The following is a 12,875-nucleotide window of genomic DNA, read 5'->3' as shown; positions in this document are numbered from 1 at the left end:
GCCGGCGTGGACGTCCCGGCGCCCCGCCGCAGCCGGACCCAGGCGACGGCGCCCAGCGCGAGTACGGCGGCGACGAGAGCGGCCACCGCGACCGGCGCGGACTGCGGGGTGTCGGTGAGCCGGCCGACGGCCACCCAGACCAGGCCCCAGGCCATGGCCAGCCCGACGGCGACCCGGCCGCCGAATCGCCAGGCCAGCGCGGCGGCGACGGCTCCGGCCACCAGCACGACCACGACCCCGAGCACCGTGGCGACCGGGACGCCGGGTTCGACGCCGATGTCGACCAGGGCGGCGGCGAGGTTGGCGCAGGTCGCGACGGCGACCCAGCCGAGGTAGAGCCCGAAGGTGCCGTCGACCACCAGCGTCTCCAGCCGACGACCCGACCCGGTGGCGCCCAGCCGGAGCGCGACCAGCGCCAGCACGGCGAGCAGGGCCAGGATGACCACCGCGGTGAGCCAGACCAGGCCGGTCTGGGCGACGAGGATCCACACCGCGTTGAGCACCATCGAGGCCGCCGGCAGGTAGCCCAGCCGCCGCACCCGGGCGTCGGCGGCGTTGCGCGGCAGCCACTGCCAGATGGTGAAGGCGGACAACCCGAGGTAGATCACCGACCAGATGCTGAAGGCAGGACCGGCCGGGGCGACCAGGGTGGCCTGGTCCGACAGCGAGCCCTGCCCGGTGTCCCGGATCGCCGTACCCAGCAGGCCGGTGCCGACCGCCGTCCCGACCAGGCAGAACAGCTCGGCGGCGGTGGTGACGAGCCGACGCGCCAGGTCGCCCGACGTCGATTCACTCAGCATGCTGAGCATCGTATGTCGGGACGAGCGCGCGCCGGTCAGCGGGTGCGGTCGCCGGTGAGGTCCTGACGGCCGAGGACGCGCAGCAGGTCGAGCTTGCCGGCCGCCTCGCTGCCGGCGGGCGCGGTGTAGACGATGACGCGCAGGTCGCCGCGGTCGGCGGTCAGCACGTCGCAGTCCACGGTGAGGCGGCCGACCTGCGGGTGGTCGATGGTCTTGCTCGAGCCGCGGTGCACCCCCACCCGGTTCTGCTCCCACAGCGAGCGGAAGCGGGGGCTGGTGCCACGCAGGTCGTCCACCATCGAGCGCAGCTCCTCGTCGTCGGGGTAGCGGCCGAGCGCGGTGCGCAGGTCGGCCACCAGCCCGCGTTCGAAGGCGTCCTCGTCGAGGTGGGTGATCCCGCCGCGGGCGTCCTCGGCGAAGCGCCGCCAGGCGACGTTGCGCTGGCGGCCCCGGGCGCCGGAGAGGTCGCCGAAGAGCGCGGCCCACGGCTCGTTCCACAGCAGAAGGCCCCAGCCGGCGTCGGCGACCGCCACCGGGTGGCCGCCGAGCTGCTCGGTCAGCCGACGGACGCTGGCCGGCACCTGCCGCAGCACCCGCGTCCGGCCGGGGGTGGCGTGCCCGGCCAGGGTGAAGAGGTGCGCCTGCTCGTCGTCGTCGAGCTGCAGGGCCCGGGCGAGCGCGGCCAGCACGGACGCCGACGGCGCTTCGGCGCGTCCCTGCTCGAGCCGGGTGACGTACTCCATCGAGACGCCGGCCAGCATCGCCAGCTCCTCCCGGCGCAGCCCGGGCACCCGACGGGGGCCGTTGACCGGCAGGCCGACCTGCTCGGGAGTGGTCCGGTCGCGCCAGATGCGCAGGACGGTGGCCAGCTCGGAGTCCATGGCGCCCAGTCTGCTCCGGTCGCGGTGGCCCTGCCTGTCCCTGCCGGTACCAGGAAGGACGGTGGCTGGCCCGGTCCGGGCGCCGGGTGCACGGTGGAGCCATGACGACATCGCTCTCCTCCGACCTCACCTCCGTGCACCGGATCGGCTACGGCACCATGCAGCTGCCCGGCCCCGGCGTGATGGGCCCGCCCCGTGACCACGACGAGGCGGTCCGCGTGCTCCGCCGGGCCGTCGAGCTCGGCGTGGACCACCTCGACACCGCCCAGTTCTACGGCCCCGACGTCGCCAACGAGCTGATCGCCGAGGCGCTGCACCCCTACCCCGAGGGCCTGGCCATCGTCTCCAAGGTCGGCGCGGTCCGCGACGGTTCCGGCGCCTGGCTGCCGGCCCAGCAGCCGGCCGACCTGCGCGCCGGCGTCGAGGCCAACCTGCGCACGCTGCGCACCGACCGGCTGACCGCGGTCAACCTGCGGCTGATGGGAGGCGGCACCGACGACCTGCTGGAGGACCAGCTGGCCGAGATGGTCGCGATGCGCGATGAGGGGCTGATCGCCGGTATCGGGTTGTCCAACGCCACCGCCGACCAGGTGCGGACGGCCCTGCCGGTCGGGCTGGCCTGCGTGCAGAACGCCTACAGCCTGGTCGACCGCTCCGACGAGGCGGTGCTCGACCTGTGCACGAGCGAGGGCATCGCCTACGTGCCGTTCTTCCCGCTCGGCTCGGCCATCCCGGGGATGGCGAAGGTGACCGAGCAGCCGGCCGTGCGCGCGGTGGCCGCGCGGCTCGGGGCGACGCCGAGCCAGGTCGGGCTGGCCTGGCTGCTGGCGCGGGCGGAGAACGTCCTGCTGATCCCCGGCACCTCCTCGGTCGCCCACCTGGAGGAGAACGTGGCCGCCGGGGACGTCACCCTGTCGGCCGACGACCTGGCGACCCTCGAGCAGGGCTGAGTCAGCCGCCGCGGTCAGCCGCCGCGCCGGGCCGCCCGGACGAGCCGGACGAGCTCGGCGCGGAAGGCGTCCGGGTCGGCCAGCGGGCCGGTGACGAGGTCGTCGGCCACCCCGCCGGCGGTGATCGCGGTGTAGGCGGCGCGGCCGTCCTCGGTCAGCCGCACCTGCAGCCGGCGGCGGTCGGCGGGGTCGCGCTCGCGGGTGACGTGCCCGGTGCGCACCAGCCGCTCCACCACCCGGGCCATGGTCTGCTCCTCGACCTGGCTGGCCGCGGCGAGCTGGCGCTGGCTGCGCGGGCCGTCCACCAGCGTGTGCAGGGCGAGCAGCCCGGCGTGGGTGAGCCCGCGTCCGGAGAGGTAGGCGTTCCAGTCGCGCTCGACGTGCCGGGCAGCGGTGGACAGCAGCCGGCCCAGCGACCAGTCACCCAGGTCGTCCTCCACCACCGGGCCACCGTAGCCCGCGGTCCGGGGGTCACCGGGTGAGCGCCCACAGGTCGACGGCGAAGGACCAGCACAGCAGCGCCAGCGCCATCCCGAGCACGACGACCGCCACTGGCACGGGGGCGACCGGCAGCAGCGCGACGACCAGCGCCGTCGCCTGCAGACCGGCCACCACCCGGCGGGAGGGGCGCGGCGGGAGCGGCGCCCGCAGCCGCGGCCAGACCCGGCCGGCGACCACGAAGAGATAGCGCAGCAGGCTGATCAGCAGCGCCCACACCCCGACCACGAGCGAGGCCGCCACCGACAGCACCAGCAGCAGGACGGCGTCCGCCTCCACGTCGAAGCGGGCGCCAGCGTCGGAGGCGGTGCCGGTGCGCCGGGCCACCCAGCCGTCCACCCCGTCGAGCAGCGCGGACGCCCCGCCGAGCAGGGCCAGCCACCAGGTGCGCTCCGGCACCACGCCGGCCACGGCGAGCAGCACCCCGCCGGCGCAGACCGCGGTCATCGACAGCCGGAGCAGGGTGATCCGGTCCGCGGGCCCGCACCGGGTCCGCCGCCGCCACAGCGACACCGCCGCCCCGGCGACGACGAGCACCCCGCTGAGCAGCACCGCGGCCCCCAGCAGGGGGCCCGGCCGGTGCGCCAGCAGCCATCCGGTGCCGCCGCCGAGCACGAGCAGCACGGCCAGGGACAGGTCGCGACCGATCGTCCGGGTCGGCAGCACACCGCTCATGGAGGGAAGCCTGCCTCCCCACGCCGCTGCTAGGTTGGCGCCCACCCCCTGACAGCGGTGTCACCCGGGATGTCGCCACCCGCGACCGGCTCCCCGCAGGCACCCCGACCGCGAAGGTCCGCTGCGTGATGTCTCTGCCCCCGTCGACCCGCCCTGACCGCCGCCCGCAGCCGAGCGGACGGACCACCACGGGCTTCCTCAGCTCCTTCGAGGAGGACGAGACCCCGCCGGCGGTGTCGCGGCCCTTCGGCGACGAGACCCGCAACGTCACCGGCGGCGGGTCGGTGCCCACGGCGATGCGCACCGAACCGGCCGGTGGCCCGACCACGTCGGCCACCGCCAAGCCCGGGGTCGGCTTCACCGGCACCCGGTCGCTGGAGTACGGCGGCCGCCACCGGGCCGACGGGGAGGCGGTGGCCACCAACGAGCTGTTCGACGGCGACGTCGAGATCGCCGCCGGTGACGAGCTGGCCTACCTGCTGTTCCCGGTGCTGGACGAGGCCCAGACGTATGCCAGCACCCACGTCGCGGTCGACCTGCTGCTCGACGACGGCACCCGGCTGTCGGGCACCGGCGCCACCGACGCCTACGGCTTCCCCGCCGACGCCCGCGGACAGGGCACCTCCGCCGTGCTGTGGCCCGACCAGTGGAACTCGGTGCGGGTCGACCTGTCCGCGCTCGCGGGTCGCCGGGTGGTGAAGGTGCTGCTCGGCTACTCCTGCCCCGACGCCCCTGCCGGCACCCGGTTCCAGGGCTGGCTCGACGACGTCCGGATCGGCCCGGCCGAGCAGCTCGACGCCTCGGCGGGCCCGCTCGCCTACGTCGACACCCGCCGCGGCACGAACGCCTCGGGCGACTACTCCCGCGGCAACAACCTGCCCGCCGCCGCCTGGCCCAACGGGTTCGCCTTCTTCACCCCGATGACCGACGCGGGCACCATCCGCACCCTGTACGCCTACCAGGCCCACAACAACGAGCGGAACCTGCCCGAGCTGCAGGGCATCGGCATCTCCCACCAGCCCTCGATCTGGATGGGTGACCGCAACCAGCTGGCGGTGCTGCCCGCCGCCACGCACGATCCCGACTCCGGCTTGGCGCAGCGCGCGCTGGAGTTCGACCACGCCGACGAGGTGGCCCGTCCCGACCTCTACCAGGTGATCTCCACCGACGGCCTCACCGCCGCGATCACGCCCACCGACCACGGCGGGGTGTACCGCTTCGACTTCCCTGCCGGCCACGGCTCGGTGCTGGTCGACCAGGTGGTCGGGGAGTCGTCGCTGTCGATCAGCGACGACGGCGTGGTCGCCGGCTGGGTCGAGGGCGGGTCGCGCTGGCCCGGGCGCACGCGGATGTTCGTGCACGGTGCCTTCGACACCCGTCCGCGGACGTCCGGGGCGGCCCGCGGCGAGCGGGCGGACACCGCCCGGTTCGCCGCCTTCGACACCGACCGGGTCGAGCTGCGGGTGGCGACCTCGTTCATCTCGCTGGAGCAGGCCCGGCGCAACCACGACCTCGAGCTGGCCGGACGCACCTTCGAGGAGGTGCGCGCCGACGTCGCCGCCGCCTGGGAGGAGCGGCTGTCGGTGGTGGCCGAGGTGGAGGGCGCCACCGACGAGCAGCTGGTGACGCTCTACTCGGGGCTGTACCGGCTCAACCTCTATCCCAACTCCTCCTTCGAGAACACCGGGACGGCCGAGGAGCCGCGGTACCGCTACGCCAGCCCGGTCGACCCGCTGGAGGGTCCGGCCCACGGCGGGGCCGGCGACACCGAGACCAACGCCGCGGTGAAGGACGGGAAGCTCTACGTCAACAACGGCTTCTGGGACACCTACCGCACCGCCTGGCCGCTGTACGCGCTGCTCTACCCCGAGCTGACCGCCGAGCTGGTCGACGGGTTCGTCCAGCAGTACCGCGACGGCGGCTGGGTGGCCCGCTGGTCCTCCCCCGGCTACGCCGACCTGATGACCGGCACCAGCTCCGACGTCGCCTTCGCCGAGGCCTACCTGGCCGGGGCGCTGCCCACCGACCTGGCACTGGACGCCTACGACGCAGCGGTCCGGAACGCCACCGTGCTGCCGGCCAACGAGGCGGTGGGACGCAAGGGGCTGGAGCGTTCGATCTTCCTCGGTTTCACCCCCGAGGACGTCCACCAGAGCGCCTCGTGGGGGCTGGAGGGCTACATCAACGACTTCGGCATCGCCGAGATGGCCGCCGCCCTGGCCGAGGACCCGGCGACCCCGGCCGACCGGGTCCCGCGGCTGCGCGAGGAGGCCGCCTACTTCCGGGCCCGCGCCGGGCAGTTCACCGAGCTGTTCAACCCCGCGGCCGGGGTGTTCACCGCCCGCAACGCCGACGGGTCGTGGCCGGTGGGGGCGGAATTCGACAAGGCCGACTGGGGCGGTGCGTTCACCGAGGCCTCGGGGTGGACCTTCGCCTTCCACGCCCCGCACGACGTGGCCGGGATGGCCGCCCTCCACGGCGGGCGCCGCGGGCTGCTGGCCGAGCTGGACGCCTTCCTCACCACCCCGGAGCGGGCGGCGTACTCCACCATCCACGAGGCGCGCGAGGCCCGCGACGTCCGGATCGGGATGCTGGGGATGTCCAACCAGGTCGCCCACCACATCCCCTACGTGCTGGCCGAGGCCGGCGACCCGGCGCGGGCGCAGGCGCTGGTCCGCGACATCCAGCAGCGGCTCTTCGTCGGCAGCGACATCGGCCAGGGCTACCCCGGCGACGAGGACAACGGCGAGATGTCGGCCTGGTACGTCTTCTCCGCGCTCGGCTTCTACCCGCTGCGGGTCGGCTCGGGCGACTACACCGTCGGCTCGCCCACCTTCGACCGGATCACGGTGCGGCCGCTGGGCAGCGGGCGGTCGTTGACGGTCGAGGCGCCCGGGGCCTCGGACGGGCGGGTGCACGTGGCCGGGCTGGAGCTGGACGGCGTCGCGCTGACCGACGTCACCGTCGACGGCGACCTGCTGCGCCGCGGCGGCACCCTGCGGTTCACGATGTCGGACGGGCCGAGCGACTGGGGCGCGGTCGACCTGGACGAGCCGCTGACCCCGCCCCACGGGCTCACCGACGTGACGGGCACGGGCCGGCTGAGCGGGGGTGGGGGCGACCTGTCGGCGCTGACCGACGACGACATGAGGACCGCGGTCGACCTCGGCACCGGCTCGGCCGAGCTGGTGTTCACGCCCGGGGACGCGCCGGTGCGGCTGTCGGGCTACACCCTCACCAGCTCCGGCACCGACCGGGCGCCGACCTGGTGGGTGCTCGAGGGGTCGACCGACGGGGAGACCTGGGTCGAGCTGGACGCCCGCCGCGGCGAGACGTTCCCCTCCGGCACCCGCACCCGGCCGTTCGCCATCGGCGGAGAGCCGCGGGCGTGGAGCAGCGTCCGGCTGCGGTTGGGCGGCGCGCCCGACCAGCCGCTGCGGCTGGCCGAGCTGGAGCTGTTCGCCGCCCCGGGCTCGTAGGCTGCTGGTGACCCCAGCGTCCCCTCGCCGAACCGGAGCCCGATGACCGCCCCTGCCCACCCGCGGACGGCTCGCGCGTCCTCGGCCGCCGGCGCGATCTGGCGCGACCCGTTCCTCCGGGCGGCGTTCGCGTCGCTGTTCCTCTCCGGGATCGCGGTGTCGGCGACCGTCCCGCAGATGACGCTGTTCCTGGTCGACGAGCTGGGCGCGTCGGAGCCAGTGGCGGGGCTGTACTACCTGACCAACCTGCTCGCCCCGCTGGCCGGCTACTGGCTGGGCAGCCTCTCGGACCGGCAGCGCGACCGGCTCACCTCCTACCGCGTCTGCTCCCTGGTCGGGGGCGTCGGCTGGGTGGCGATGGCCCTGGCCACCCAGGTGTGGATGCCCTTCGCCATCGCCGCGGTCGCGCTGAGCATCTCCGGCGCCTCGATGGGCCTGCTCTTCGCCGCCGTCCGCGACCACCTCACCCGGCACGGCAGCACCGCCGCGCACCGGGTCGTGTCGGCGGTGCGGATGGCGTTCACCACCGGCTGGATCCTCGGGCCCGTCCTGGGCAGCTGGTTCGGTGCCGTGGTCGGGCTGCGGCCGCTGCTGATCGCCACCGCGGCGCTGACCGTGGGCCAGCTGCTCCCGCTCGGGCTGCAGCGGGTGGTCCGGCACACCGTCCCCGCTCCGAGGACCATTCCGGACGCACCCGGCAGCGGTGAGGCGGCGCCGGCCCGCACCAGCCGGGCCCCGCTGTACGTGTTCGTCCTCGCCTGCGTGCTGCTGATGAACGGCGACACCATCAAGTTCGCCTTCCTGCCGCTCTACATGGCCAACCAGCTGGAGCTCTCCGACGCCCTGCGAGGTGCGGTCATCGGCATCCAGCCCCTCGTCGAGCTCGCCCTGATGCCGCTCTTCGCCCGCCTCGCCGACCGCATCGGCCCGCTCCGCGTCATCACCATCGGCGCCGCCATCGGGATCGCGGCGAACGTCGCCTACGCCACCAGCACCCACGTCGCCGGGCTCTTCGTCGGCCAGCTGCTGATGGCGGCGCTGTGGGCGGCGGTCGCGGGCCTGGGCGTGACGGTCGCCCAGCAGCTCTACCCCGACGGCGTCGGGTTGGCCTCGTCGGTGTTCATGAGCTCGATCATGCTCAGCGGCGGCCTCGGTGGGGCCATCGGCGGGCTGGGGGTGGCCCTCCTCGGCATCCCGCACATCTTCTTCGTCTCCGCGGTGCTCACCGCGCTCGGCCTCGTCGTGCTGCTGCGCCTCGCCCGGGGTCAGTCGGCCTCGGCGTCCTGAGCCCGAAGAAGTTCGGCGGAGCACTGGCGGGGCGGCTGACGGTACTGCCACACTTCGGATGTCCGGCCAGGGGGGTCGGACGTCCAGTGCGTGCTGCGGGGGCGTGCGCCGTCACCGAGGATCGCCATGCACCGAACGGCCTCCGTCCTGCCTGCCCGCAGCTCCCGCCCTTCCCCGCGGCGCCGTCCGCTCGCGCTGCTGCTGGCGCTGCTGGTCGCGGTGCTCTCGTTGGGCGTCCCCGCCCCCGCGCAGGCGGTCGGTGAACCGGTCCTCATCGACGACTTCGCCGGCAACGTCCGCGGCACCCGCACGGTGACCCCGCTCGACCCGAACGGGATGACCCCGTTGGGGCAGTTCAGCCAGGCCGGCGGCCTCGGCACCATCACCGCCACCGGCAGTAACAACTCTGCCGCGGGCGTCCAGCTCGACTACGTCTTCCCGGCCACCGACCTGCGCTCGGGGCTGAGCAACACCCAGTTCTTCGTCCAGTTCGCCTCCATCACCCGCACCCCGGAGGACTTCACCGCGGCCAACGTCGGCATCACCGTCACCGACGACGCCGGCCGGCAGAGCACCTACACCACCAGTCTGGGCAACACCGGCCGGTTCGCGGTGGCGCTCAACTTCGACTGCACCGGCGGGGCGTCGGCGTGCTTCCAGGGCGACGCCAACTTCCTCAGCATCACCGGGGTCCAGCTGCGGGTGATGTTCCCCGGCAGCTGGACCGAAGGCACGCTGACCGCGGTGGTGGACGAGATCAGCACCACCCCCACCGGTGGCGCCGTCCCCACCCCGGCCACCCCGGTGCTGGACGGGCCGAGCGGCACCCAGCTGTTCGACGGGCCTGGCACCCTCAGCTACGAGGTCAGCTTCCGCAGCGACGGTGTCGAGGTGCCGGTCAGCCGCGAGCCGGGCAGCTCGGAGGGGCTGCGGGCCTCCGACGTCGCGGTCGGCGGGACCGCGCCCGGGCGGACGAACGTCAGCCTGACCGGCTCCGTGCTCACCATCGGCCCGGTCACCGGTCCCGGTGAGGTGACCGTGCAGGTGCCGGCCGGCGTCCTCGTCGACGGGTGGGGTCAGCCGACCCTCGCCTCGGCCGAGACCCGGGTGACGCTGCGGGAGCCGGAGCCCGCGGAGGCCGTGGTGCCGCCTCCGCCGGCGGTCGTCGGCGAGGCGTACTCTCACGACCTGGCCGCCAGCGGCGGCTACCCCGACGACTACGAGTACAGCGTGACTGCGGGGACCCTGCCGCCCGGGCTGACGCTCAGCAGCGCCGGCGTGCTGTCCGGCACCCCGACCGCGACCGGCCGCTACGACGTCACCGTCCTGGTCGACAACGGCTACCGCGAATTCGGGGTCGTCCTGCAGCTCCTTGTCGGCGAGCGCCCCACCATCGCTCCCGTGGACGACGCCACCGTCACCGTCGGTGTCCCGGCCTCGGTGCCGATCGTCGTCACGGGTGACCCCGCCCCTGCGATCGAGGTCGAGGGGCTGCCCGGGGGGCTGACGGCGACCGCGACGGAGATCGCCGGGACGCCGACCGGCCCGGGCGGGGTGCACGAGGTCAGCTACACCGCGTCCAACGCCTTCGGCAGCGCCACCGAGACCTTCACGATCACCGTCCTCGCCCCGCCCGTCGTGGAGGTGCCGACCACCGAGCAGGTGGGGCGTCGGGGTGAGCCGGTCGACATCCCGTTCCGCGTGACCGGCTTCCCCACACCGCTGCTGTCCGTCACAGGCACGCCGGGGCTGCTCCTCCACGACCTCGGTGGCGGTGACTTCGCCCTGAGAGGCACCCCCCAGAGCGCCTACGAGATCCAGGTCACCGTCACCGCCACCAACTCCAGCGGGCGGGTGTCGGCGAGCTTCGACCTGCTCATCGCCGAGGATGTCGTCGTCACCACCCCGACGACGGAGACCGCCGAGCTGGGCGAGCCGTTCACGCTGCCGCTGACCGCCACCGGCTTCCCGGCCCCGGACGTCACCGTGGAGGGCACCCTGCCTGCCGGTCTGGCCGTCACCGACGGCGGCGCCGGCCCGACGATCACGGGTGTCCCGGTCGAGTCCGGCGAGTTCGCGCTGGAGGTGGTCGCCACCAACCGGCTGGGGGCCGAGCGCGCGCCGCTGACCCTCACCGTCACCGAGGATGTCACCTTCACCAGCGACGACCGGGCGACCGTGGTGGCGGGTGAGGAGGTGACGCTGCCGATCACCGTCGCCGGGTTCCCGGTGCCCGCCATCGAGCTCGACGGCGACCTGCCCGACGGCCTCACCTTCACCGACGGCGGCGACGGCACCGCCCAGATCACCGGCACACCCGCCAGCGGCACCGGCGGGGTGCACGTGCTCACGCTGACGGCTGGCACCGCCACCCAGACCTTCACCCTCACGGTGCAGGAGGGTCCGGTCTTCACCTCCGCCGCCGCGGTCGAGCTGACCCCGGCCGAGGACGGCGGCACCTTCGAGGTCTCGGCGAGCGGCGTCCCGGCCCCCGCGCTGACGGCCGCCGAGCTGCCGGGCGGCTGGACGCTCGAGGACGCCGGGGACGGCACCGCCGTCCTCACCGTGCCCGCCACCGATCCCGGCGGCCGCTTCGAGCTCGAGCTGGAGGCGTCCAACGCCGCCGGCACCACCAGCCAGACGCTGGTGGTGACCGTCCGCACGGCACCGACGGTGAGCGTCCCCGACCGGGTGGAGGTGGCGCTCGGCGACGAGGTCGACGTGCTCGTCGGCTGGACCGGGTACCCGGTGCCCGAGGTCATCAGCACCGCTGACCTCGAGGCGGCCGGGCTCGCCCTGGTGCCGGTCGACGGCGACCCCCGGCTGCAGGGGACGCCGACCGAGGCCGGGCTGCTGACCATCCCGCTCATCGCGGAGAACGGGATCGGCGACGCGGCCACCGACGTGCTGGTGCTCGAGGTGACCAGCGTCCCGGAGCTCTCGCTGCCCGCCGAGCTCACGGTGCGCCACAGCGAGGAGGTCAGCCTGCCGCTGGAGGCCACCGGCTGGCCGGTCCCGGAGGTGACCGCGAGCGGGTTGCCCGCCGGTCTGGAGGTGGTCGACGGCCGGCTGGTCGGCGCTCCCACCGAGCCCGGTGACCACACCATCAGGGTGACCGCCACCAACCGGGTCGGTGAGGACGTGGCCGAGGTGGCCCTCCGGGTCACCGCGCCGCCGGCCTTCGACCGGGACGCGATGACCGTCGAGCTGGTCGAGGGCGACGCGGCTGAGCACGAGCTGGTCGCCACCGGCTTCCCCGCACCCACGCTGACTGTGGACGGCGACCTGCCCGCCGGCGTGACCTTCACCGACCGCGGCGACGGGACGGCCGTGCTGGCCGGGACGCCCGAGGCCGGCACCGCCGGCAGCTACTCGCTGGTGGTCACCGCCACCGACGAGGCGGAGGCCACCGCGACCATCGAGGTCACCCTCGTGGTCACCGCGCGACCCGCCTTCACCAGCCCCGACACGCTGACCCTGGTGGTGGGTGAGCCGGTGGCGGCCGAGGTGACCACGAGCGGCACCGCCCCGGTCGCCATCACGGCAGCCTCCGGTCTGCCCGCCGGGCTCACCCTCACCGACCGCGGCGACGGCACCGCCGTCCTCAGCGGGACGCCGACCGGCCCCGGCGGGGTCTCCGAGCTGGTCCTGGTCGCGTCCAACGCCCAGGGCGAGACCGAGCAGCGGGTGACGGTGACCACCGAGGCCGCCCCGCGGTGGACCGGCCCGACCGCGCTGACCATCGACCGCGGGGAGCCGGTGTCGGTCGAGCTGAGCGCATCGGGCTGGCCGCTGCCGCAGATCGAGGCCACCACGCTGCCCGAGGGGCTGACCCTGACGGATCGCGGCGACGGCACCGCGCTGCTCACCGGCGCCGTGGAGCAAGCCGGACCCGCCACCGCCACGCTGACCGCCACCAACACCCGCGACAGCGTCGAGGTGGAGGTGCAGGTGGAGGTGACCGCCAAGCCGGTCATCGACGCCCCGGCCCGCGCCGAGCTCCGGGAGGGTGAACCGGCGAGCGTGCCGGTCTCCGCGGAGGGCTACCCGACCCCGACCCTCGCGGTCGACGGCGTGCTGCCGGACGGGATGACCTTCACCGACCGCGGCGACGGCACCGGCGAGCTGTCCGGGACGCCCGCCGCCGGCACCGCCGGCACCTACCTCGTCGAGCTGGTCGCCAGCAACGCGCCCACGGAGGATGGCGGCCCCCAGCTGCTGGCCGTCGGCGAGCAGCGCCAGCCCCTCGAGCTGGTCGTCGCCGCCGCCCCGACCCCCGATCCCACCCCGACCCCCGAGCCCACG

8 protein-coding genes are annotated in these 12,875 nt (G+C 74.7%); 4 read left to right on the top strand and 4 right to left on the bottom strand.

The window, feature by feature from the left end:
- The coding region (locus DVA66_RS09665) for a tryptophan-rich sensory protein (RefSeq protein ID WP_114559896.1) at window positions 1–800 on the bottom strand (800 nt) is incomplete at its 3' end.
- 35 nt (window positions 801–835) lie between these two features.
- A complete protein-coding gene (locus DVA66_RS09660) occupies window positions 836–1,681 on the bottom strand; it encodes a helix-turn-helix domain-containing protein (protein WP_114559893.1) in 846 nt (281 codons plus the stop codon).
- Window positions 1,682–1,782: 101 nt separating this feature from the next.
- Here DVA66_RS09660 and DVA66_RS09655 point away from each other — a divergent pair, with 101 nt between their 5' ends.
- Window positions 1,783–2,631 carry an oxidoreductase gene (locus DVA66_RS09655; RefSeq protein WP_114559892.1) on the top strand — a complete coding sequence of 283 codons (849 nt, stop codon included), beginning with the start codon at window positions 1,783–1,785 and terminating at the stop codon, window positions 2,629–2,631.
- A 14-nt stretch (window positions 2,632–2,645) separates the two neighbouring features.
- Here the strand turns inward: DVA66_RS09655 and DVA66_RS09650 are convergent, their stop codons facing one another.
- Together DVA66_RS09650 and DVA66_RS09645 are read right to left on the bottom strand one after the other, a co-directional pair.
- Window positions 2,646–3,074 carry a MarR family winged helix-turn-helix transcriptional regulator gene (locus tag DVA66_RS09650; protein ID WP_198671631.1) on the bottom strand — a complete coding sequence of 143 codons (429 nt, stop codon included), beginning with the start codon at window positions 3,072–3,074 and terminating at the stop codon, window positions 2,646–2,648.
- A gap of 28 nt (window positions 3,075–3,102) precedes the next feature.
- Complete coding sequence (locus tag DVA66_RS09645) at window positions 3,103–3,804, bottom strand: CDP-alcohol phosphatidyltransferase family protein (protein ID WP_114559891.1); 702 nt, start codon at window positions 3,802–3,804, stop codon at window positions 3,103–3,105.
- Between the two features lie 128 nt (window positions 3,805–3,932).
- Between DVA66_RS09645 and DVA66_RS09640 the strand changes: the two genes are divergently transcribed.
- The 3 genes from DVA66_RS09640 to DVA66_RS09630 all read left to right on the top strand — a co-directional run.
- Window positions 3,933–7,283 carry a GH92 family glycosyl hydrolase gene (locus tag DVA66_RS09640; protein WP_232821874.1) on the top strand — a complete coding sequence of 1,117 codons (3,351 nt, stop codon included), beginning with the start codon at window positions 3,933–3,935 and terminating at the stop codon, window positions 7,281–7,283.
- 42 nt (window positions 7,284–7,325) lie between these two features.
- Window positions 7,326–8,570, top strand: a complete 1,245-nt coding sequence (locus DVA66_RS09635) for an MFS transporter (protein WP_114559890.1) — start codon at window positions 7,326–7,328, stop codon at window positions 8,568–8,570.
- Window positions 8,571–8,696: 126 nt separating this feature from the next.
- On the top strand, window positions 8,697–12,875 hold a 4,179-nt coding region (locus DVA66_RS09630; RefSeq protein WP_157973932.1), incomplete at its 3' end, for a putative Ig domain-containing protein.

This window comes from Desertihabitans aurantiacus, from assembly GCF_003344635.1.
Taxonomy (GTDB): Bacteria; Actinomycetota; Actinomycetes; order Propionibacteriales; family Propionibacteriaceae; genus Desertihabitans; species Desertihabitans aurantiacus.
This window is presented reverse-complemented; position numbering and strand designations above follow the sequence as displayed.

Excerpts from the sequence above, each read along its gene's own strand:
- DVA66_RS09635 (WP_114559890.1), top strand. The coding sequence starts at position 7,326 with ATGACCGCCCCTGCCCACCCGCGGACGGCTCGCGCGTCCTCGGCCGCC.
- DVA66_RS09660 (WP_114559893.1), bottom strand. The coding sequence starts at position 1,681 with ATGGACTCCGAGCTGGCCACCGTCCTGCGCATCTGGCGCGACCGGACC.
- DVA66_RS09645 (WP_114559891.1), bottom strand. The coding sequence starts at position 3,804 with ATGAGCGGTGTGCTGCCGACCCGGACGATCGGTCGCGACCTGTCCCTG.
- DVA66_RS09655 (WP_114559892.1), top strand. The coding sequence starts at position 1,783 with ATGACGACATCGCTCTCCTCCGACCTCACCTCCGTGCACCGGATCGGC.
- DVA66_RS09640 (WP_232821874.1), top strand. The coding sequence starts at position 3,933 with ATGTCTCTGCCCCCGTCGACCCGCCCTGACCGCCGCCCGCAGCCGAGC.